General features: G+C 71.3%; 20 protein-coding genes and 2 pseudogenes. 8 read left to right on the top strand and 14 right to left on the bottom strand.

Annotation, left to right across the window (positions count from 1 at the left end; all coding sequences use genetic code 11):
* The first annotated feature begins 9 nt into the window (after positions 1 to 9).
* Positions 10 to 813 (top strand): DUF4253 domain-containing protein, encoded by an 804-nt coding sequence (locus PVK37_RS01690; RefSeq protein ID WP_275031901.1) that lies wholly within the window; start codon positions 10 to 12, stop codon positions 811 to 813.
* Between the two features lie 108 nt (positions 814 to 921).
* On the opposite strand, the pseudogene PVK37_RS01685 reads toward PVK37_RS01690, so the two are convergent.
* Together PVK37_RS01685 and PVK37_RS01680 are read right to left on the bottom strand one after the other, a co-directional pair.
* Positions 922 to 1,278, bottom strand: a pseudogene (locus PVK37_RS01685) (helix-turn-helix domain-containing protein); the annotation flags it as partial.
* Positions 1,279 to 1,458: 180 nt separating this feature from the next.
* Complete coding sequence (locus tag PVK37_RS01680; protein WP_275031900.1) at positions 1,459 to 1,875, bottom strand: GntR family transcriptional regulator; 417 nt, start codon at positions 1,873 to 1,875, stop codon at positions 1,459 to 1,461.
* Between the two features lie 573 nt (positions 1,876 to 2,448).
* Here PVK37_RS01680 and PVK37_RS01675 point away from each other — a divergent pair.
* Positions 2,449 to 2,699, top strand: a pseudogene (locus tag PVK37_RS01675) (hypothetical protein).
* 260 nt (positions 2,700 to 2,959) lie between these two features.
* On the top strand, positions 2,960 to 4,498 hold the full coding sequence (locus tag PVK37_RS01670) for a D-glucuronyl C5-epimerase family protein (RefSeq protein WP_275031899.1): 1,539 nt from the start codon (positions 2,960 to 2,962) through the stop codon (positions 4,496 to 4,498).
* On the opposite strand, the gene PVK37_RS01665 is transcribed toward PVK37_RS01670, so the two are convergent.
* Complete coding sequence (locus PVK37_RS01665; RefSeq protein WP_275031898.1) at positions 4,484 to 5,203, bottom strand: SanA/YdcF family protein; 720 nt, start codon at positions 5,201 to 5,203, stop codon at positions 4,484 to 4,486. The two genes, PVK37_RS01670 and PVK37_RS01665, sit on opposite strands and share 15 nt — an antisense overlap.
* Positions 5,204 to 5,378: 175 nt before the next feature.
* Complete coding sequence (locus PVK37_RS01660) at positions 5,379 to 6,272, bottom strand: NAD(P)-dependent oxidoreductase (RefSeq protein ID WP_275031897.1); 894 nt, start codon at positions 6,270 to 6,272, stop codon at positions 5,379 to 5,381.
* 59 nt (positions 6,273 to 6,331) lie between these two features.
* On the opposite strand from PVK37_RS01660, the gene PVK37_RS01655 reads away from it, so the two are divergent.
* Positions 6,332 to 6,769 (top strand): MerR family transcriptional regulator, encoded by a 438-nt coding sequence (locus tag PVK37_RS01655; protein WP_275031896.1) that lies wholly within the window; start codon positions 6,332 to 6,334, stop codon positions 6,767 to 6,769.
* A 154-nt stretch (positions 6,770 to 6,923) separates the two neighbouring features.
* Here the strand turns inward: PVK37_RS01655 and PVK37_RS01650 are convergent, their stop codons facing one another.
* The 4 genes from PVK37_RS01650 to PVK37_RS01635 all read right to left on the bottom strand — a co-directional run bounded on the left by PVK37_RS01650 (position 6,924) and on the right by PVK37_RS01635 (position 9,452).
* Entirely contained in the window at positions 6,924 to 7,676 is a 753-nt protein-coding gene (locus tag PVK37_RS01650) for a class I SAM-dependent DNA methyltransferase (RefSeq protein WP_275031895.1), read from the bottom strand.
* Positions 7,677 to 7,878: 202 nt separating this feature from the next.
* Positions 7,879 to 8,241 (bottom strand): PH domain-containing protein, encoded by a 363-nt coding sequence (locus tag PVK37_RS01645; protein WP_275031894.1) that lies wholly within the window; start codon positions 8,239 to 8,241, stop codon positions 7,879 to 7,881.
* 242 nt (positions 8,242 to 8,483) lie between these two features.
* A complete protein-coding gene (locus PVK37_RS01640; protein ID WP_275031893.1) occupies positions 8,484 to 8,963 on the bottom strand; it encodes a peptidase inhibitor family I36 protein in 480 nt (159 codons plus the stop codon).
* Positions 8,964 to 9,143: 180 nt separating this feature from the next.
* A complete protein-coding gene (locus tag PVK37_RS01635; RefSeq protein WP_275031892.1) occupies positions 9,144 to 9,452 on the bottom strand; it encodes a 4a-hydroxytetrahydrobiopterin dehydratase in 309 nt (102 codons plus the stop codon).
* Between the two features lie 183 nt (positions 9,453 to 9,635).
* On the opposite strand from PVK37_RS01635, the gene PVK37_RS01630 reads away from it, so the two are divergent.
* Entirely contained in the window at positions 9,636 to 10,076 is a 441-nt protein-coding gene (locus tag PVK37_RS01630) for a (deoxy)nucleoside triphosphate pyrophosphohydrolase (RefSeq protein WP_275031891.1), read from the top strand.
* A gap of 166 nt (positions 10,077 to 10,242) precedes the next feature.
* Here the strand turns inward: PVK37_RS01630 and PVK37_RS01625 are convergent, their stop codons facing one another.
* The 6 genes from PVK37_RS01625 to PVK37_RS01600 form a co-directional block, all read right to left on the bottom strand.
* Entirely contained in the window at positions 10,243 to 11,331 is a 1,089-nt protein-coding gene (locus tag PVK37_RS01625) for a succinate dehydrogenase/fumarate reductase iron-sulfur subunit (RefSeq protein WP_275031890.1), read from the bottom strand.
* 4 nt (positions 11,332 to 11,335) lie between these two features.
* The gene (locus tag PVK37_RS01620) at positions 11,336 to 13,258 is read right to left on the bottom strand and encodes a fumarate reductase/succinate dehydrogenase flavoprotein subunit (RefSeq protein ID WP_275031889.1); all 1,923 of its coding nucleotides are present in this window, start codon (positions 13,256 to 13,258) and stop codon (positions 11,336 to 11,338) included.
* 15 nt (positions 13,259 to 13,273) lie between these two features.
* The gene (locus PVK37_RS01615; protein ID WP_275031888.1) at positions 13,274 to 14,080 is read right to left on the bottom strand and encodes a hypothetical protein; all 807 of its coding nucleotides are present in this window, start codon (positions 14,078 to 14,080) and stop codon (positions 13,274 to 13,276) included.
* 420 nt (positions 14,081 to 14,500) lie between these two features.
* Positions 14,501 to 15,898: a TldD/PmbA family protein gene (locus PVK37_RS01610; protein WP_275031887.1), complete on the bottom strand. Its 1,398-nt coding sequence runs from the start codon at positions 15,896 to 15,898 to the stop codon at positions 14,501 to 14,503.
* A 158-nt stretch (positions 15,899 to 16,056) separates the two neighbouring features.
* Complete coding sequence (locus PVK37_RS01605) at positions 16,057 to 17,493, bottom strand: TldD/PmbA family protein (protein ID WP_275031886.1); 1,437 nt, start codon at positions 17,491 to 17,493, stop codon at positions 16,057 to 16,059.
* Positions 17,494 to 17,527: 34 nt separating this feature from the next.
* Complete coding sequence (locus PVK37_RS01600) at positions 17,528 to 18,079, bottom strand: Uma2 family endonuclease (protein WP_275031885.1); 552 nt, start codon at positions 18,077 to 18,079, stop codon at positions 17,528 to 17,530.
* Positions 18,080 to 18,354: 275 nt separating this feature from the next.
* Here PVK37_RS01600 and PVK37_RS01595 point away from each other — a divergent pair, with 275 nt between their 5' ends.
* The 3 genes from PVK37_RS01595 to PVK37_RS01585 are packed head-to-tail and all read left to right on the top strand — an operon-like array spanning position 18,355 to position 21,475.
* Positions 18,355 to 19,437, top strand: a complete 1,083-nt coding sequence (locus PVK37_RS01595; RefSeq protein WP_275035326.1) for an ABC transporter ATP-binding protein — start codon at positions 18,355 to 18,357, stop codon at positions 19,435 to 19,437.
* Complete coding sequence (locus PVK37_RS01590; RefSeq protein ID WP_275031884.1) at positions 19,434 to 20,471, top strand: ABC transporter ATP-binding protein; 1,038 nt, start codon at positions 19,434 to 19,436, stop codon at positions 20,469 to 20,471. The genes PVK37_RS01595 and PVK37_RS01590 overlap by 4 nt, the downstream gene beginning before the upstream one ends.
* The gene (locus PVK37_RS01585) at positions 20,471 to 21,475 is read left to right on the top strand and encodes an ABC transporter permease (protein WP_275031883.1); all 1,005 of its coding nucleotides are present in this window, start codon (positions 20,471 to 20,473) and stop codon (positions 21,473 to 21,475) included. The genes PVK37_RS01590 and PVK37_RS01585 overlap by 1 nt, the downstream gene beginning before the upstream one ends.
* Positions 21,476 to 21,480 lie beyond the last annotated feature (5 nt).

Raw genomic sequence — 21,480 nt, 5'->3', positions numbered from 1 at the left:
CTTCCGGCCGTGCACACGGACCTGCCCCGCCTGCTCGCGGCCCTTCCACCGGAGGCGCTGCCACCCGGTCGCCTGGTCACGCCGGAGGTCGGCGGACCACCGGCGTACTGGCTGAGCGACGCCCCGGCCGAGGCGTACCGGTGGACGCAGTTGCGGCGCAACCACCCGGAGACCGGCCTGTGGCCGCTGCTGCTGACCGGTCTGCGGAGTGACGAGGACCGGCCCTGGGTGGTCGGCGAGGTGTCACCCACCCGGCGGTCGGCACCGGAGCGACACGATCCGGCAGAGCTGTTGGCCCAGTGGTGGCACGACGGCGTGACCGACGAGGACGAGGACGACGCCGAGCTGGGCGAGGCCACCGCCCCGTTCGGCCGGCGCTGGCCCGGCCTGGCCGCCCCCGGCGAGCCGCAGGAGCCGCCCGGTGACAGCGCCGACGGCTTGGTGGACTTCCTCGCCCACGAGCCGGAGTTCTTCGGGGAGGCGCGACTCGGGCTCGTCGCGGCGACCCGCAGCGCGGACACCCTGGCCGTGGTCGGCTGGAGCGGCTCCGCGAACCACATCTGCAACGCCGGCCAGCTCTCGGCGGTGCTGCGGAGCTGGGAGCAGCGGTACGGCGCGCAGGTGGTGGCGGTCGGCTTCGACACCCTGCACCTCAGTGTGGCCGCGCCACCGACCACGACCGAGCACGCCGTGCGGGTCGCCGCCGAGCACCACGCCTTCTGCCCGGACAATGTCCACCAGGGCAGCGGTTCGCTGGCCGCGTACGCGGAGGAGATCCGGGGTTCGAACTCCTGGTCGTTCTGGTGGGACTGACGTCAGAAACCGACTACCTGCGCGCCACCCGGGTCGGGTACGACGCCATCGCCGCCGGCTACGCCGAACAGTTCCGCGACGAACTGGCCGGTAGAGGGCCGGGACCACTTACAGGCCCAGCTCGGTACGCAGGTCAGCCAATGCGATCGGCTCGTCGCCCGCGTCGACGCGGGCAAGTGCCTGCCGCGCGGCGGCCACATCTTCGGCGTCTTCCGGACGCTCGATCACCTCTGCCACCTCGACGGGCGCGATAACGGATGCGGCATCTTGGGGTGTCGCCCTTTGCTGAGAACCCAAGATGCCGCAATCTGCGCCGAACCTCGCCTGGTAGTCGACGGGCAACAGTTGGGTCTCGACTGCTCGGGCGTACCGCTGGAGCGTGGAGAGCCGAGGATCGCCACCGGCTCGTTCGAATGCCGCCACGGCGGACCGCGTGGTGTCCATCCGGCGGGCCACCTCGGTCTGTGAGAGGCCGAGTCAACCGAGCGACGATATCGCCTGCGCTCACTAAACCTACCGATCGGTAGGTAGCCCTTCTCGCCGAAGCGACTGGGCCGATCCCGTCGAGATCGAGACGATCGGCCGTCATCGGCATCCGCTGACGCTACCGGATCGGGCACGCAGCGTAATCGGGCGAGGACGTCGTCAATCGGACGTGGGACGGATGATCTGCGCCTTGTCGGCGGGTAGCACCTGCACGTCGCCGGCGGCGTCGCGGATCTCCAGGACCGGCACGCCCTCGTCGAGGTCCATCTCGCGCCGCTCATGGCTCGACGGCATTCGGGCGATCGCCGACCCGCCCGGCGTGAGTTCCACCTCGTCGCGCTGCGGGACCTCCCGCACCCACGTGCCACGCCCTCGGCTCGTGCTCACTAGTCCCTCGGAGCGCAGGATCGCCACGGCCATCCGGACGCTTTCCCGGCCGATGCCGTGCTCCTGGCTGAGCCTGGTCTCGCTTGCCAGGACCGAGCCGGGCGGCACCTTGCCGGATTCGATCTGCTCGCGCAGCAGGTCAGCGAGCTGGATGTAGACCGGCGTGTGCGAGCGGGGATCGATCCTCATGCCCCTGAAGACTTATGGCCCTATGGGGACAACTAAACCCGCCCATGTCCCCCTGTCAAACGTGCCCCTGTCGCCCGAGTGTTGCGCCCCTGTCCCCATGTTTTTAGTCTCGCAGTCACGACTTGTGCTCGGGCGGGAACCCCGAGACGACGGCAGTCGACGGCTTTGCCCGTACGAGTCGGAGGCCAGCCCTGCTGTCGTACCGCTGATTGGAGCTGCGGTGGTGGGGCCGGGGTGGTCCACCCGTGCGCGGCGGGCGGGTGGACCACCCCTTCCAGTTCCCCTCCCAGGAAGGCGGCAGGTATGCGGTTCCTCTCCCGGCTGATCAGGCTCACAGGGCTGAACCGGCCCGACCAGCCGACAGCCGGCCAGGGTGCACCCGGCAGCAGGTACCGGTCGGTGACGTACGTGCCGTTGCGGCCCTGGCAGGTGCGGCGGCGACGGTTCCGCAGCGTCGGCCTGCTGCCGCCCGCGCATCAACGAGAAGGCGTACCGCCCGCACAGCAACGAACCGGCGTACCGCCCGAACGACCAGGCGTACCGTCCGTGCGTCAACGAGCGGGCGTACCGCTGATGGCCGGGCGGTTCGTGATCCACCTGCCGGTGGTGGCCCCGGACCTGGCCGGCGCGGTCCGGTTGGCCCGGGTGGTGGCCCGCTGGGCGACCGTGCTGTCCCAGCTCGACCCGGGGGAGACCACCGTGTCGTACGAGGACGAGCAGGGCGTACGGCACCGGGTGTTCTGTGACGCCAGGATGGCCGGCGGCGGCGCTGCCTGCTGCGGGCCGGCCACGACGGACCGTGTACGCGGCGGCTGCTGCGGTGAGCGGGCCGCCGGACGGCTGGTCCACCGTGGTCGACTGCCCGACCTGTGCCGGGCTGCCCTGCCGGGACTGTGTCCGCTGCCGCCGCGCTGGCCGCCCTCGGCCCGCACCTGTCCGGGGACCGCTGACCGTGGCCGGGACGGGTGACCGCGATCGGAGCAGGTGACCGTGATCGGGGCGGGTGACCTGCGGATCGGCGGTCAGGATTCCGACAGGCCGGGCCCCGGTCGCCCGGGTTCCTCGTTGAGGCAGGTGAATGAGGATGCTGGCTGGGGGCGCCATGGGTGCGGGTGTGCTGGTCGTGGCGATCGTGGCGGTTGCCGGGCTGCTCGCTCCGGCCACCGCAGCGGTGCCGGCCGCTGCGACGACGGCGGCGGTGACGACGATCGACGGGTACGCCCGGGACGGCTACCGGCCGCTCGGCGTGGCGGAGGCCGACCTGCCGTACCGGGACGAGGCACCCGCCCCCCGGTACGACAGCGGGCCGCACGACGAGGACGGGGTGCGGCTGTTCCTGTGGCAGGGCCAGCTCTACGACCACCCGGTGGCGCAGGCGGGCTACGGATTCGACAACCTGGTCAGCTACCGGAACACCGGGGACCGGTTCTTCCTGGACCGGGCCATCGCGCAGGCCCGGCGCAACCTGGACCGCCGGGTGGTCTCCCGGGACGCCTGGTGGTACCCGTACCCCTTCGAGTTCTCCCGGTGCGACGGGGGAACGATCCAGGCCCCCTGGTACAGCGCGATGGCCCAGGGGCAGCTGCTGAGTCTCTTCGTCTGGCTCTACGAGCTGACCGGCGACCCGGAATGGCGGCTCGCCGCCGACCGGACGTTCGCCAGTCTCGACCTGGCTCCCCAGCTCGGTGTGCCCTGGGTGAGCTGGGTCGACCCGTCCGGCCAGCTCTGGTTGGAGGAGTACCCGACCAGCGGCACCGTCCAGGGCGAACGGGTGTTCAACGGCCAGATCCTCGCCCTGTTCGGCGTCTACGACTACTGGCGGATCACCCGGGCCCCAGCCGCCGTGGCACTGTTCGACGGGGCGGCCACCACGATGCGCCGGTACGTACCGACCGACCAGCGGCTACCGCAGTGGCTCAGCAGGTACTCGATCGGGTGCCCGTACAGCTATGCCAACTACCACCCGCTGCACGTCACGCTGCTGCTGAAGCTGTACTCGTCGACCGGCGCACCCGTCTTCGCCCGGTACGCCGACCTGCTCCGGGACGACTATCCGCCGCCCGCGGTGGCCGGCACGGTCCGGTTCGCTCCCGGTACCCACGTCGGTTACCGCTTCGACCCGGCCGGCCGGGTCGTCGAGCAGCGGAGCGTGGTCCTGTCCCGGATCTCGTCCGCCGCCGCCGACCAGCGCATCCGGGTGTACGGGCGGGGAATCCACTACCGGATGACCAACGGCGTGTTCGCCGGCTACCTGGTGGCGGAGGCGTACGGCGAGCGGGAACTGCTCGGTGTGACGGCACGCCACGACTACACGCCGTCCCGGCTGCTCACCGTGCAGGCCGGCAGCTACACCGGGTACCGGTACGACGGTTCGGGCCAGGTGGTCGGGGAGCGGACGGTGATTTTCTCCCGGCCGTCGACGGCCCCGGTGGGTGCCAGCGCCTGGATCGACGGCCGGCTCTGCTACCTGCCGACCGCCGGGGCGTTCGCCGGGTACTGGCTGCCGCATACGCCGGGCGTGGCGGTCGCCGGCACGCCCGGACCGACCCCGGAAGCGACCGGGGTGACCGGGTCGGCCGCTGCAACGACGGTCCGACAACGGCCCGGCTCAGGGGCGGCGTAGCGCATCCTCGACGCCGGTCTCGGGGCGGCCGAGGTGTACCGGGTCGCGGCCGGAGAGCACGTCCACGGCGGCCTTCACGGCGGCCAGTTTCTCCCGGCTGGAGCTGATCCGCCAGGTCCGGTCGTACGCCTTCGCGGTCTCGTCGCCGACCCCGTACGCGTCGACGCCGAGTTGCCGGCACACGGTCACCGCGCGGGGCAGGTGGAACGTCTGGGTGACCACGGTGGCCCGGTCCACCCCGAAGACCCGCTTCGCGCGGGCACACGAGTCGTACGTGTCGAAGCCGGCATGGTCGAGCACCACCTTGTCGGCGGGTACGCCCCGGTCGACCAGCCAGCGGCGCATCGCGGCCGGCTCGTTGTAGTCGTGGTTCATGTTGTCGCCGGAGACCAGGATCGCGGAGACCTTGCCGGTGGCGAGCAGGGTACGGGCGATCTCCAGCCGGCCGGTGAGGAACGGCGACGGGGTGCCGTCCGGGTACACCTTGGTGCCCAGCACCAGCGCCACCGGGGCCTGCGGTACGTCCTCGGCGGTGAAGACGCGTCCCTCGGCACCGCTGCGTACCCAGGCCACGCTGGCGACCGTACCGGCGGTCAGCAGCACCGCCCCGACGGCACCGGCCAGGACGGCCCAGCGTAGCCAGCGTGGGACCGCCCCGAACGTCACCTGCCACACCCTGCGCACCCAGCCCAGCCCCTGCCGCATGGTGCCCAGTATCCCAGCCCCGGCCACGGTCCGATCTTGGCGCGACCTGCCGGCGGTGCGCGGCGGCCCGGGACCCGGACCGCCGCGGCGGCGGCGTCGACCCGGAGGTGAGCAGCGCCGCCGGTCGGCGCGGGACGCGGCACCGCCATGGGGGACGGGCCGCGTCCCGCGAGGTTCAGTGCCCGGTGGTCGGCGTCAGGCACCGGGCCAGTCGGGCCAGGCCGTCCTGGCCGTGGCCGGCGGTGACGGCGCGGTCGATGACCCGGCGGGCGGCCCGCAGTACGCCGGTGTCGAGGCCGTGCGTCTCGGCGACCTCGATCACATGGTTGATGCCCGAGCTGGCCGAGGCGATGGTGGACCGGTCGCCGGGGAAGTGGCCCGCGTCGAGTTGCTCGGCGAACCGGCCGGCCATCTCCCCGAGCATGCCGCCCATCCCGCTGGCGTACCTGGCGAACGCGGCCGGGGCGAGGCCCTCGGCCGAGGCCAGCGCGAGGGCGTGGGTCAGGCCGCTGACCGTCGTGGCGAACAGGTCGAGCAGCGCCACGTCGTACGCCGCCGCGCTGCCCGGGTCGGTGCCGAGGTAGGTGGGCTGGCCGCCGAGCGCGGTCAGGGCCGGCAGGCTGGTGTCGAAGGCCGAGCGGGAACCCGAACAGAGGATCGTGGCCGCCGGGGTGCCGATCGTCGGGGTCGGGGTGAGGATCGCCCCGGCCAGCAGGTCCACCCCCTGGTCGTCCGCCCACCGGGCCAGGTGCCGTGCCGTGTCCGGGCGCCCGCTGGTGAGGTCGACCAGCGTACGGCCGGTCCAGTTGTCGTGCCGGGCCAGGACGGACCGCACCGCCTCCGGGTCGAGCAGGCAGACGATCAGCAGCCGGGCCTGCCGTACCGCCGCCGGGACGGTCGGCGCGGCGGTGGCGCCCCGCGCGACGAGTGGCTCGGCGCGGGCCGGGGAACGGTTCCAGACGATGGTGGGGACGCCTGCCGCGAGAAGGGCACCGGCCAGCGCCTGTCCCATCGGACCGAGGCCGAGCACCGCCACCGGGGTACGTGGATCGGGTTCGTGTTCGCTCATGCCGGCGACGGTAGACCTTGACGTTGACGTCAAAGTCAAGTCTGCGGTCTGCTGTACCGATGCGGATCGGGGAGTTGGCGCAGCGGACCGGAGTGAGCCCGCGGGCGCTGCGCTACTACGAGAGCCAGGGCCTGCTGCGGCCCCGACGTCGGGCGAGCGGCTACCGCGAGTACGACGCCAGCGCGTTGCTCACCGTGCGGCACATCCGGCTGCTGCTCTCGGCCGGGCTCGGTACGACGGCGATCGCCGAGATCCTGCCCTGCGTCCCGGACGACCGGACGGTGCTCGCCCCCACCTGCCCGGAACTCCTCGACGGACTCGCCGAGGAGCGGGCGCGGATCAGCGCGCAGATCGAGCGGCTCACTGCGGCCCGGGGCATCCTCGACGCCCTGATCGCCACCGGTGCTGATGTCGGTGCTGGTGCCGGTGCCGGTGCTGATGTCGGTGCCCGCCCGGCCACCGCGACGGCGGGTGAGCAGCGGAACCCCACCTCGTAGGGGCGCGGGCCGACGTGGCTCGCCCCGCCCCGGCGGCCGGGGCGGGGCATTCACGCCACCCCCCGGCCGCCGGTCGTGCCGCTGTGAGCGCGTTCCCGGCGGCCGGGCGTGCTGTCGTGAGCGCGTTCCCGGCCGCCGGTCGGGCCGCTCCTGCCTACGGCTTGCGGTAGACGGAGACGTGCGTCCGACTGTCGGTGTCGAACGGCGTCCGGCCCCAGTCGACGTACCGCTCGGCGAGCCGGAGGCCGGCCTGCTCCGCGAGTTCGTCGATCTGCTGCGGCCAGAGGTACCGCATCGCGAACGGATGCAGGTGGACGCCGTCGGCGTCGAACCGGATGGTCTGCCGGACGAACGTCTGTGCCGCCCGGTCGTACTGGTGCAGCCGGATGGTGGCCGAGTCCTCGGTCACCTCCCGCATCCGGACCTGTTCGTCCCGGTGGAAGTCGGCCGGGTCCGGCACGAACGCCTCCACGACGAACGCGCCGCCGGGCGCGAGGACCCGGGCGACGTTGCGGAAGCAGTCCGCCTGCCGCTCGGCGCGGACCAGGTTGAACAGCGTGTTGAACACCAGGTACGCCAGCCGGTACGGGCCGGCCACCGGCACGTCCGCCATGTCGCCGATGGTGACCGGGACGCGGTCGCCGCCGGGCTTGGCGCGCATCTTCGCCACCATTTCCGGGGACGCCTCGACGCCCTCGACCGGGATGCCCCGGTCGGCGAGCGGCAGGGCGACCCGACCGGTGCCGATGGCGAGTTCCAGGACCGGGCCGCCGTCGGCCAGGTCGGCCAGTTCAGCCAGGTCGGCGAGGAAGTCGACGGCCGGGGCCGGGTCCGGGTTGCCGCCGGGGCCGTCGTAGGCGTCGGCCCAGAGTCGGCCGAACAGCCCGGGATCGTCGAAGATCGACATCAGCGACCTCCCGGGGTGGTGCGGTCAGTGGCGCGGGGCAGCGCCGGAACTGCGGGAGTGCACGTACTCACGAAGCCTCGATTCCGTGGGTTGGCTGGTTCCTACCGGGACGGACCTCGGCGCGTGACTCATGATCGGCTCCCTTCGTTCGGCGTCCCCCTCAGCCAACCGGCCCCGGCGGGCACCCGGCAACCCATTTGTCTCAGCTGATGTAGTGCAGGATCACGTTGTGCACGTGGTGGGTCTTGTCCGACCCCCGGAACTCGACCTCGTAGGTGTGCGTGCCGACGTGGATCGCGATCGCCCCGGTGGAGAAGAACTGCCCACCCCACGACTTGTTGCTGACCACACTCACGCTGGTGATCTTCGAGTACGGGATGCTGGTGATCGCGAACCGCTTGCCCACGAAGGAACGGTCCTGGATGATCACGCGCCGGTCGGTCAGGCCGATGAACCCGGTGCCGGTACCGATGGCGTCGTAGACGGCGATGATCTGCTCGCCCTGGAGCAGACCACTCTGGATCTGGTTGTACTGCTCTTTCCGGTCGTACGTCGCGTTCGCCATGAATTCCACGCTAGGCGGGGTGTGCCACCTCCGCCGAGTCGGACGTTCGTCCCGGCCGACTCGGCGGCACGGCCCGCGACCGGGCGCTCGTCCCGCCCGTCGGGTCGGAAGCGCGTCCCGCGACCGGGCGCTCGTTCCGCCGACGGAAGCGGGGAGCAGGGCCGCCACCGGCGTGCCGTCCTGCTCCCCGTACCCCGGCGGTCCGTGCCGCGTGACCGCTCAACCGGTGGTGGCGCGGAACACTAGCCGCAGGACGTCCGCCAGCGGTGGGACCGGAAGGAGTACGAGATGTCGTACATCGCGTACCCCTGCTGGAGACAGCCGTACACGCCGCCGTAGTTCGCGCCCGCGTAGACCACGACACCCCAGTAGCTGCTGCTCGTCCCACGGTTGAACAGCGACCGCACAGGCTGGTTGTCCGCCCATGAGCACTGGATGCTCCCGCTGTACCAGTCCGCGTCGGCGCCGGACCAGGTGCAGCGCGAGCCGGTCGCCTCCGGGCCGCTCCAGACGCACAGGCTGCCGCTCGGGCAGTCGTACCAGCCGGCGGCGCTGACGTCGCCCTCCGGCACGCGGACGGCCGTCCCGGGAGCGGTCGGCCCCTGCGCCGAGGTGACCCGGCTGACGCCTTCGTCGGTGGCCTGGGCCGCCACGGGAGCGCCCGCGAACAGCAGTGCTCCCGTCAGGGCGAGTGCGGCGGCTATCCTGCTGAGAGTCCTCACGATTCCTCCTACGGTCGAGTGAGGCCATGGAGGTGGCGGTTGTGCAAGAACCGCCACCTCCCCGTCTCCGCGCCGACACGGCCGTGACAACGCGGGTACCCGACGGTATCCGTGAAGGAAGTTCGCAAATGTAAGCCCGGCGACCGTCGACGTATCGCCAAGGTGACTCTCAGGAACCGGTCAGGAACCGGTGACCGTCCGGTAGGCGTCCTCTATCCGGGCGGCCAACAGGACCTCGCCCTCGCTGAGCGGCTCGTCGCCCCGGTGTCCCACGCAGATCTGGGTGCGGTCGGCGGAGCGGCTGATCTCGGGACGCAGGTGCAGGGCGTCCGCCACCACCTTGACCCGCTCGGTCAGCGCGGCGTGCTGGGAGTCGTCGATGACCAGCGTCCGCCGGATCTGTTCGCCGTCCCGGGTCCACCCGGAGAGCAGGGTGAGCGCGTCGCTGAGGTAGTCACCCTTGGCCCGACTGCGGAACAGAGCGCGCATCACCGCACCTCCCAGGCGTCGTCGCCGGCTTGTGGCCAAATCGTCGCCATCCCGTGTCCTTGTTGGTCGTCCCAGTTTGTCGTCGCATGGAGGGTGTGTCCACGCCCACACTTCCCTGTCTTACTGGCCTAGCGGTCGGCCGAGGTACCCAAACCGCCGATTGATCTGGCACGCTGGTCAGCCGTGCGGACCGAACGGATTACCGATGGTGGCCAGAGCGAACGCCGCGAGCCGAAGGTCGTCGTCGGCGCGGCGATCGTCTCCGGTGGGCGGGTGCTGGCCTGCGCCCGGTCCGCCCCGCCCGAGGTCGCCGGCCGGTGGGAGTTCCCCGGCGGCAAGGTCGAACCGGGGGAGACCGAGACCGCGGCCCTGGCCCGCGAGTGCGTCGAGGAACTCGCCGTACGGGTCGAGGTCGGCGACCGGGTCGGCCCGGACGTCCGGATGGCGCACGGCCGCTCCCTGCTCCGGGTGTACGCGGCGCGGATCCTCGGCGGCGACCAGCCGCAGGCGCTGGAGCACGCCGAGCTGCGCTGGCTGACCGCCGACGAACTCGACACCGTCACCTGGCTTCCCGCCGACGTTCCCATCGTCGCCGCGCTCCGTCCTCTCCTCGAACGTCCCTGACCGACCCGGCCTGACGGGCTCCCGCCACGTCGTCCCACCCCACCGCGACGGGACCGGGAACGTGTCACACCTGTGGCCGGCGGGTTACATCCGTTACCGCGTGCCAACGCGGACGGGGTCGTGCGGCTTCCGCCGCACGACCCCCGTCGTCGTGTCGATGCCCTGCTCAGTGCTGCTTCTTCTCGTCCTGCTCCGGGTGCGCGTAGTTGAGATGCTCGGCCGGGAGCGGGAACGTCACGTCGTCACCGAACGGCGACGGCGCGGCGGCCCGGTCGAAGGTGAGTTCGCTCAACGGCAGCTTGCCCCGGTCGTCGACCGCCGGCAGGGTCGGCCTGGGCACCTCACGGTTCCAGTTCAGGCCGCGCTGCGCCTGCGCCTCGGCCCCTGGATCGTGCGAGCCACCGGCGTGCGAGTGCAGCCCGTGGTGCACACCGAGCTGCGGCTTCGTGACGGTCCCGGTGGACTCGTCCTGGCCCCGACGGAAGATCTTGCTACCAAGCCACACCAGGGGATCATACTTCCGATCGACGACCCTTTCCTTCATCGGGATGATGCCGTTGTCGGTGATCTTGATGTGCTCGGGGCAGACCTCGGTGCAGCACTTCGTGATGTTGCAGAAGCCCAGACCCTGCTCGGCCTGCGCGTACTCCTTGCGGTCGGACTTCGTGTCGAGCGGGTGCATGTCCAGCTCGGCCGCCCGGATGAAGTACCGCGGACCGGCGAACGCGTGCTTGTTCTCCTCGTGGTCCCGGATCACGTGGCAGGTGTTCTGGCACAGGAAGCACTCGATGCACTTGCGGAACTCCTGCGAGCGTTCCACGTCCACCTGCTGCATCCGGTACTCGCCCGGGGCCAGGTCCTCCGGCGGCGCGAAGGCCGGCGTCTCCCGGGCCTTCTCGTAGTTGAACGACACGTCGGTGACCAGGTCCCGGATGATCGGGAAGGTCCGCAGTGGGGTGACCGTGACGGTCTCGTTCTCCTCGAACGTCGACATCCGGGTCATGCAGCCCAGCTTGGGCATGCCGTTGATCTCCATCGAGCAGGACCCGCACTTGCCGGCCTTGCAGTTCCACCGGCAGGCCAGGTCCGGGGCCTCGGTGGCCTGGAGCCGGTGGATGATGTCGAGGACGACCTCGCCCTCGTTCACCTCGACCGTGTAGTCCTGCAGGTCGCCGCCGTTCTCGTCGCCCCGCCAGATCCGGAATTGGCGCTTGCTGCCCGGCTTGCCGGGCGCCGGAGTGTTCGCGTTACCCATTTCCTCAGCGCTCCTGTTCAGCTTCGGCGTCGGCGACGAGGGCGTCGAAGTCGGCCAGCTCCTCGTCGGTCAGGTACTTCGCCAACTCCGCCCGGTCGAACAGGCCGATCAGCTCGGCCCGCATCTTCGGCAGCGGCTTGTGCTCCAGGCGGACCGTGTCGCCGTCCAGCGAGCAGACCAGGTTGACCCGGCGCCACGTCGGGTCCATCTTCGGGAAGTCCTCCCGGGTGTGCCCGCCGCGCGACTCCTGCCGCTCCAACGCCGCCTTCGCGGTGCACTCCGAGACCACCAGCATGTTGCGCAGGTCCAGCGCCAGGTGCCAACCCGGGTTGTACCGCCGGCCACCGGCCGCGCTGACCTTCGCCACCCGCTCCCGCAGCTCGGCCAGCCGGACCAGCGCGTCGGCCAGCTCACCCTCGCGCCGGATGATGCCGACCAGGTCGCCCATCACCGCCTGGAGGTCCTGCTGGAGGGTGTACGGGTTCTCGCCGGTGTCCCGCTGGAGCGGGGCCAGCGCGGTCTCCACCGCCGCCTCCACCGCGTCCACCGGCACCTTCGGCCGGGCGGTCAGCCCGTCGGCGTACGTGGCCGCGTGCCCGCCCGCCCGCTTACCGAAGACCAGCAGGTCGGACAGGGAGTTCCCGCCGAGCCGGTTCGAGCCGTGCATACCGCCGGAGACCTCACCGGCGGCGTACAGGCCCCGCACGTTGCCGTACGCGGCCCCGGAGTCCGGGTCCACCTCGACGCCACCCATCACGTAGTGGCAGGTCGGCCCGACCTCCATCGGCTCCTTGGTGATGTCGACGTCGGCCAGCTCCTTGAACTGGTGGTACATCGACGGGAGACGACGGCGGATCTCCTCGGCCGGCAGCCGGGAGGCGATGTCCAGGTAGACGCCGCCGGCCGGGGTGCCGCGACCGGCCTTGACCTCGCTGTTGATCGCGCGGGCCACCTCGTCGCGGGGCAGCAGCTCCGGGGGACGCCGGTTGTTGTCCGGGTCCTTGTACCAGCGGTCCGCCTCGGCCTCGTTGTCCGCGTACTGCTTGCGGAACACGTCCGGCACGTAGTCGAACATGAACCGCTTGCCCTCGGAGTTCTTCAGGACGCCACCGTCACCCCGCACCGACTCGGTGACCAGGATGCCCTTCACCGAGGGCGGCCAGACCATGCCGGTCGGGTGGAACTGGAGGAACTCCATGTTGATCAGGGTGCCGCCGGCGCGCAGCGCCAGCGCGTGCCCGTCCCCGGTGTACTCCCACGAGTTCGAGGTGACCTTGTACGACCGGCCGACGCCGCCGGTGGCGAGCACCACCGCCGGGGCCTCGAACAGCACGAACTCGCCGGACTCCCGGTAGTAGCCGAACGCGCCGGCCACCCGGTCGCCGTCCAGCAGCAGCTCGGTGATGGTGGTCTCGGCGAAGACCTTGATCCGGGCCTCGTAGTTCCCGAACTCCTTCTTGTCCTCCTGCTGGAGGGAGACGATCTTCTGCTGGAGGGTACGGATCAGCTCCAGGCCGGTCCGGTCACCGACGTGCGCCAGCCGCGGGTACTCGTGTCCGCCGAAGTTCCGCTGCGAGATCTTGCCGTCCTTCGTACGGTCGAAGAGCGCACCGTACGTCTCCAGCTCCCAGATCCGCTGCGGCGACTCCTTCGCGTGCAGCTCGGCCATCCGGAAGTTGTTCAGGAACTTGCCGCCCCGCATGGTGTCCCGGAAGTGCACCTGCCAGTTGTCCCGGCTGTTCACGTTCCCCATCGCGGCGGCGGCCCCGCCCTCGGCCATCACCGTGTGCGCCTTGCCGAACAGCGACTTGGAGATGATGGCGGTCTTCTTGCCGGCCAGCCGGGCCTCGATCGCCGCCCGCAGGCCGGCGCCGCCAGCCCCGATCACGACGACGTCGTAGTGGTGTCGTTCGATTCGCGTAGTCATCTGTGTCCGGGCCCTTTAGTTGATGAACCGCAGGTCGCTGAACCAGCCGGCGGCCAGCGCCATCACGTAGAAGTCGGTCAGCGCCAGCGTGCCGAGGGTGATCCAGGCGAGCTGCATGTGCCGGACGTTCAACCACGAGATGCCCGTCCAGGCGCGGTAGCGGACCGGGTGCTTGGAGAAGTGCTTCAGCTTGCCGCCGATGATGTGCCGGCAGGAGTGGCAGGAGAGCGTGTACGCCCACAGCATGATCACGTTGACCAGCAGGACGATGTTGCCCAGCCCGAAGCCGAAGCCCTTCGGCGAGTGGAAGGCGAGGATCGCGTCCCAGGTGTTGATCAGCGAGATGATCGCGGCGGCGTAGAAGGCGTACCGGTGCAGGTTCTGGCCCAGCAGCGGGAAGCGGGTCTCACCCGAGTACGTCTTGTGCCCGTCCGGCACGGCGCAGGCCGGCGGCGACAGCCAGAACGACCGGTAGTACGCCTTGCGGTAGTAGTAGCAGGTCAACCGGAACAGCAGCAGGAACGGCAGGGTCATCGCGGCGTCCGGGATGATCCACCAGCCGGGCAGGAACTGCCCGAAGTGCGACGCCTCCGGCACGCACCGGTCGGTCACACACGGTGAGTAGAACGGGGTCAGGTAGTGGTACTCGTCGACCCAGTACCACTTGTGCATGAAGACCCGCACCGTCGCGTACGTGACCCACGCGCCGAGGCCGATGACCGTGATCAGCGGCGCCAACCACCAGCGGTCGGTACGCAACGTCTTCGCCGCGATGGCGGCGCGCGCTCGCGCACCCCGCGGCCTCGTTGCCGTTGAAGTCATTCCAGTTGTCTCCCTGACGGGGCCCTCGCGGGCACGGATCATCTTCCGGCCGGGCACGCGGGCCGGCACACCGCCCCCGCAGCCACGTCCCCCTGCGCACACAAGGCCACGCCGGGGCGTACCGACGCAGCTAAGTGACACACGTTACGCCGCTCGGTACGAGCCGTTCGCGCAGGGAGTGTCGCGTGTGAGCCGTCCCATGGAAAGCCGGACCCCGCCCTTCCCCCACGGATGTTAAGAACCTCACCCCCACCCCGCCCTCCCGCCCGCCCTCCGCCCGTCCCTCGCCCCGTTGATCATGAAGTTGTTGTCCGCGACACGCCGTGTGAGTGACAACAACTTCATGATCAAGGGTGCGGGGGACGGGCGCGGGGCGGGAGGGGAGGAGGGGGAGGGGGGAGGGGAGGTGGGGGAGGGGGGTTAGCCGGAGGCGTTGCCGGTGAAGTTCCAACTGGCCAGGTGGAGGGGGGGAGTGCTCCACCAGACCGGCTCGGTGCGGGCCGGCTGGCGGACCGGGACGCGGCCCAGGCCGAGCACCGCGCCGGGGGCGAGCGCCCTCGGGTACGCCTGGGTGAACCGGAGGTTCCGTACCGCCCGGGTGACCACCCCGTCCTCGACCAGCCACACCCCGTTACGGGTCAGCCCGGTCACCGTCAACGCCTTCGGGTCCAGCACCCGCGTGTACCAGAGGTCGCTGACCAGCAGGCCCCGGCGCACGCCGGCGACCAGCGCGGCGGTGTCCGGGTCGGCCACCGGCCCGGTGACCTCGCCCCCGGCGCGCTCCGGCCCCGTGGTGTGCGCGTGCGCGGTGGCCGGGAGCAGTCGGATGTTCACCGGGAACGGCCCGAAGGTGGGCGACTCCCCGCTGGCGTGCCCGGTCGACGTGCCGCCCACCGCGGCGGCGGTCCGCCGGTCGTGTGCCACCCCGGTGGTCGTACCGGCCGTCACCAGGGGCAGCGCGCCGCGCGGGGTGCCCTCGATGTCGAACGGCAGCCCGCTGCCGGCGAGCGGGTCGTCCACCAGGGTCACCGCCGGGTCGAACTGCGCCGCGCCGAGCTCGGCGAAGGACTTGCGCTCCGCGTACGCCTTGCCGTTGAAGCCCCAGTACGAGAGATTCTGCAGCAGGTCGGCCACGGCGGCCGGCTCGAAGACCACCTCGTACCGCCCCGGCGGCAACTCGACCGGGTCGACGCCGGCCCGTGCCTTCGCCGCCGCCTGCGCCCCCAGGACCGCCCCGTCCAGGTCGGCGAGGCGGTCGGCGGCCAGCCGCGCCACCCCGTCGACCCCGCCGGTACGGGCGATGCCGTCCATGGCCGCCTCGACCATCCGGCCGTACGCGGTGTGCCCGGCGGTGTTGGCGAACGCCGCGAACTCCTGCGAGGTGCGGCAGAAGCCGGCCGTCTCCAGCCCACCGGCCGCGTCCACGAAGGCGCGGACCCGGGCGGCCCGCTCGTCCGGCTCCGCGTACGCGGTCGCCTCGTCGGCGGCCGGGGCGGACGGCATCGGGGTGGGCGGGGTCAGTCCCGGCCAGGCCGGGTCGGGCGGGCAGAGCCGGGCCGCCACCAACGTCCGCTCGACCAGCTCCCGCAGGCCGTCCGGGCTGGTCAGGCTGCCGCTGCCGGTGGCCGTACGGCCGTCGACGTGCACCCGCAGCCGGACCTCGACACTCGACCCGGCGACGTTCTGGTGGATGAACGAGTTGGCGAACCGGGTCAGCGCCAGGTCCTTCCGGGAGACCGTGGCCTCGGCGTGCGCGCCCGGGCCGGCCGACCGGCGGACCAGCTCCACCACCTGTTCGGCGAGTTCCCGCTCGGTCATGCCGGCACCCCCGCCCGTCCGCCCAGCTCCGGCCCTGGTCACGCTGAACCCGCTTTCGTTCGCGGCTGCGGGACTCCGCTCCGCTGCGTTCCTCGCGCTCACGCGGAGCCTTTCTTCGTTCGCGGCTGCGGGACTCCGCTTCGCTGCGTTCCTCGCGCTCACGCGGACACCCCCACCCGGACGTTGCGGAAGCGGGCCGGCGCGGCCGGGTGACCGGTGTGCCCGACCTGGCCCGGCTGGCCCTTGCCGCAGTTCGGCGTGCCCCACGGCACGATCTCCGAGGAGAGCATGTCCATCGAGCGCCAGAACAGCGGGCCGATGCCGGTGTAGGTCGGGTTGCGCAGCATCCGCCCCCGGCGACCGTTCTTGATCTCCCAGCCGATCTCGCAGCCGAACTGGAAGTTGAGCCGCCGGTCGTCGATCGACCAGGACCGGTTGATGTCCATCAGCACCCCGTCGTCGGTGGCGGCGATGATCTCCTCCAGGGTGTGCGGCCCCGGCTCCAGACCGACGTTGGTCATCCGGACCATCGGCAGCCGCCCCCACCCGTCGGCGCGGACACTGCCGCCGTAGTCGAGGCCGGCGACGGCGGCCGAATCCCGGCCGGCGAGCACCCCGACCCAGCGTCCGGCGCGGACCGCGTCCCGGGCGACCGCCGGGGAACCCTCGTCGTCGAAGCCGAAGCTGCCCAGCGCGCCGGGGATGGTCGGGTCGATGGTGACGTTCATCAGCTCGGAGCCGTAGCGCAGCGAGCCGAGCTGGGCGAGATCCAGCCAGGAGGTGCCGGCGAACGCGGCCTCCCAGCCGAGGATCCGGTCCAGCTCGATGGCGTGCCCGACCGACTCGTGGATCTGCAACGCCAACTGCTCGCCGCCGAGGATCAGGTCGGTCTCGCCGGCCGGGCAGACCGGCGCGGTGAGCAGTGCCCGGGACTCCTCGGCCATCCGGGCGGCGTGCGTGGTCAGGTCGAGCGAGTCGACCAGCTCCCAGCCGGTGGTGCCGTACTGGCCGCGGTAGCTGGGCCAGGAGCGGCGCTGGGTCTCGCCGTCGCCGATCGAGGTGGCCGAGATGCCCGCCCCGCACTCACGGACGTGCTGGTCGATCCGGTGGCCCTCGCTGGAGACGAACCACTTCGTGGTGTCCCACACCTGGTAGAGCCCCTCGGCCAGGTCGGCCCCGTGGGCCCGCATCGTCCCGGTCGCCTCGACCAGCAGGTCACCCTTGGTGCTCAGCGAGACGCCGAGCGGGTCGACCGCGCAGGAGGAGGCCCAGCTGGCGGTGACGGCGGGGGAGGCGACCAGCTCCACCGGCGGGCCGGGCACCCGCGCGCTCGCGGCGGCGATCCGCGCGGCACGCCGGCCGGCGTCGCGGGCGGCGGCGTCCGACAGGTCCGGTACGGCGTAGAAGCCCCAGCTCGACCCGACCAGGGCGCGTACCCCGAGCCCGAGGTCGGAGTCCTGGGCCAGTTCCTCGATCTCGCCGTTACGGGCCGACATCGACTCGTAGCGGCGGTGCATCACCCGGACGTCGGCGTACCGCGCCCCGGCGTCCAGCGCGGCCTGTACGGCGGCGGTCGCCACGTCGAACTCGGTCATGGGCCATGACCCTAGGCGACCCCACCGACGCTTGTCAGTCCAGCAACGTCTCCGGGCGGATCGTGGCGCGCACCGGCTCGGTCAGCTCCAGCACCTCGCCCGGTGCGGCGGCGGCCACCTCGACGTAGTGCCCGTCGGGCCGCCGCCGGTGCAGCTGGACGACGAGGGTGTCCTGCTCGACCAGGAGGTACCACTCGATGCCGGCCGCGGCGTAGTAGTGCATCTTCAGCACCCGGTCGGTGGCGGCGTTGCCGGGCGAGACGATCTCGCAGACCAGCCGTACGTCCCACCCGTCGACGAACGGGTACTTCAGGTCGATCGGGTCGGTGACGACCAGGTCGGGGATGGGGATGCGGTCCTGTCGGAGCCGGACGTTCACCGCGTCCAGCAGTTCCAGCCCGGCCGCCTGGGCACCAGGTTCGAGGGCGCTGCCGAGCCGGCGGGCGATGCGCTGGTGGCGTGGGGTGGGGGCTGGGGTCACGTGGAGGCTCCCGTCGAAGAGTTCGACGCGCTGCTGCGTCTCGCCGAGGGCGAGGTACTCCTCCTCCAGCCACGGTCCGTCGTGGTCGAACACCGCTGCGGTCATGGGCACCTCCACCTCGAGCCGACGGGCATCCTCTCCTGGTCGCCGACCCCCATCGTCGCACCTCAGGTGCGTTGGAGGTCCCCGACCGGCCGCACCCCGCCGGGCCGCGCCGCTCGGCGGACCCGAGGGGTGTCCCGGCGGGCCGATGCCGACTCGTTACGGGATCGACCGCTGACAGGACGGTGGCTTGTAGCTTATTTTCGCCATCTGGGTTGTGCTGCAAGTTCTCTTCGTCCAGGCAGGGGAGGCGGTCGGTCGTGAAGAGACCCGAGTCGATGCCGGCCGACAGGCCGGGCGATGGGCGCGACGCGCCCGCAGAGCGTACCGCAACTGATCCGTACCTGCGGGTGACTGATCTGCGGGTGCGGTTCGACACCGCTGATGGTGTGGTGCGGGCGGTGGACGGGGTGTCGTTCGCGGTGGAGCGGGGTCGGACGTTGGGGATCGTGGGGGAGTCGGGTTCGGGGAAGAGTGTGACGTCGTTGGCGGTGTTGGGTCTGCATGATCCGCGTCGGGCGACGGTCAGCGGTGAGATCACCCTCGGTGGCCGGCAGATCGTCGGTCTGCCCGAGGAGACGGTCCGCCGGCTGCGCGGACGGGACATGGCGATGGTGTTCCAGGATCCGTTGTCGGCGTTGCATCCGTACTACACCGTGGGGCGGCAGGTCGCGGAGGCGTACCGGGTGCACCACTCCGGGGCGGGGCGACGGGAGGCCCACGCGCGGGCGGTGGACATGCTCGGCCGGGTCGGTATCCCGCAGCCGGGGCGGCGGTTCGACCAGTACCCGCATGAGTTCTCGGGTGGGATGCGGCAGCGGGTGATGATCGCGATGGCGTTGGTCAACGATCCGGAGTTGTTGATCGCGGATGAGCCGACGACGGCTCTTGATGTGACGGTGCAGGCGCAGATTCTGGATCTCCTCGCTGATCTTCAGGCGGAGTTCGGGTCGGCGATCGTGTTGATCACGCATGACCTGGGTGTGGTGTCGCAGGTGGCTGACGAGGTGTTGGTGATGTACGGCGGCCGGGTGGTGGAGCACGGCACGGTGACTGAGGTGCTGCGCTCACCGGGGCATCCGTACACGTGGGGGTTGTTGGGGAGTGTGCCGTCGTTGCGGGGGGACGCGGGCGCGGAGTTGACGCCGATCGCGGGTAATCCGCCGAGTTTGATCGACCTGCCGGCGGGGTGTGCGTTCCATCCCCGCTGCCGGTGGGCCGAACGTACGGAGGGTCGGTCCCGGACGGTGGTGCCGGAACTGGTGCCGGTGGGTGGAGGGTCGGCGCACCGGGTGGCCTGCCACCTGCCGGCGGCGGAGCGGTCCCGGATCCGGGCCGACGAGGTAGGGGTGGCCCGGTGAGCGTGCCAGTCGGCTCCGCCGACCCGCTGCTGACGGTCAGTGGTCTGACGAAGCATTTCCCGGTGCGGGACGGGTTCCGGCGTTCGGGTGTGGTGCGGGCGGTCGACGGTGTGGACTTCACCGTCGGGTCGGGGGAGACCCTGGGTCTGGTCGGGGAGTCCGGGTGTGGGAAGTCGACCACGGGTCGGATGCTGGTGCGGTTGTTGACCCCGACCGCTGGGACGGTGACGTTCGCGGGTCGGGACATCACCCGGGCCCGTGGTGGGGAGTTGCGGCGGTTGCGGCAGGACCTGCAGATCATCTTCCAGGACCCGTACGCGTCGTTGAATCCGCGGCACACGGTGGGGCGGATCGTGGCGATGCCGTTGGAGGTGAACGGGATCCGGCCGACCGGTGGGGTGCGTAACCGGGTACGGGAGTTGCTGGAACTGGTGGGGTTGAACCCGGAGCACTACAACCGGTATCCGCACGAGTTCTCCGGTGGGCAGCGGCAGCGGATCGGGATCGCGCGGGCTCTGGCGTTGGAGCCGAAGTTGATCGTGGCGGACGAGCCGGTGTCGGCGTTGGACGTGTCGATCCAGGCGCAGGTGATCAACCTGTTGCGGCGGTTGCAGCGGGATCTGGGGTTGGCGTTCGTGTTCGTGGCGCACGATCTGGCGGTGGTGCGGCACGTGTCGCAGCGGGTGGCGGTGATGTACCTGGGACGGATCGTGGAGATCGGGGACCGGGTCGACATCTACCAGCGTCCGCAGCATCCGTACACGCGGGCGTTGTTGTCGGCGGTGCCGGACGTGACCGGGGTGGGTACGGGCGGGCGGATCCGGTTGACCGGGGACGTGCCGACGCCCCTGGACCCGCCGTCGGGGTGCCGGTTCCGGACCCGCTGCTGGAAGGCCACCGACCGGTGCGCCACCGAAACCCCCGCCCTGGTGCCCCGCGACGGCGGCAACCAGTCCACCGCCTGCCACTACCCGGAAACCGGGCCGCTGACCTCGGCCGGTGACGTGGTGGCCGTACCGAACGGGGTGTCCTGATGAGCCTGTCCCCGGTGGAGGGCGAGGTCCGCGCGGACCTCGACCCGGCTGCGGCCGAAGGCCCGGCGGACCGCCAGGTCGTCGGCCGGTCGCCGGGGCAGTTGGCCTGGGCGCGGCTGCGCCGGGACCGGACGGCGGTGGTCAGTGGCGTCGTGCTGCTGGTGCTGATGGCGGTCGCGCTCGCCGCGCCGTTGATCTCGAAGCTGTACGGGGTCGGCCCGAACGAGCAGTTCCAGGAGCTGCTGGACGGCAACGGGATGCCGCTCGGCTACGTCGGCGGGGTCAGCGGCGACCACTGGTTCGGCCTGGAGCCCCGGCTGGGCCGGGACATCTTCATCCGGATGGTGTACGGGCTGCGCACCTCGCTGTTCATCGCGTTCGCCGCCGCCGTGGTGACCACCACCATCGGGGTGGTCACCGGCATCCTCGCCGGCTACCTGGGCGGGATCGTCGACACGGTGATCAGCTGGATCACCGACGTGGCGCTGGCCCTGCCGTTCCTGATCTTCGCGTTGGCCGTGGTGCCGACGGTGGCGCTGCGCTTCTACGGGCCGCGCGAGGAGGTGCCGGCCTGGTTCCAGGTGGCCGTGCTGATCGGGGTCTTCGCCGCGTTCAGCTGGACCAGCACCGCCCGGCTGGTCCGGGGGCAGGTGATCTCGCTGCGCGAACGGGAGTTCGTGGAGGCGGCGCGGGCCAGCGGGGCCGGGCTCGGGCACATGGTGTTCCGGCAGCTCCTGCCGAACCTGTGGGCGCCGATCCTGGTGGCGTTCTCGCTCGCGGTGCCGCAGTACATCACCGGTGAGGCGGCGCTGTCGTTCCTCGGCATCGGCATCCTCGAACCCACCGCCGACTTCGGCCGGATGATCTTCCAGAGCATCCCGTACCTGCAGACCGACCCGGCGTACGTCTTCTTCCCGGGCATCACGATCTTCGCGCTGGTGCTCGCGTTCAACCTGTTCGGTGACGCGCTGCGTGACGCGCTCGACCCGAAGTCGTCCCGGTAGGAGCC

Origin of the sequence: Micromonospora cathayae, from assembly GCF_028993575.1 — a bacterium.
GTDB classification, from domain to species: Bacteria; Actinomycetota; Actinomycetes; order Mycobacteriales; family Micromonosporaceae; genus Micromonospora; species Micromonospora cathayae.
This window is presented reverse-complemented; position numbering and strand designations above follow the sequence as displayed.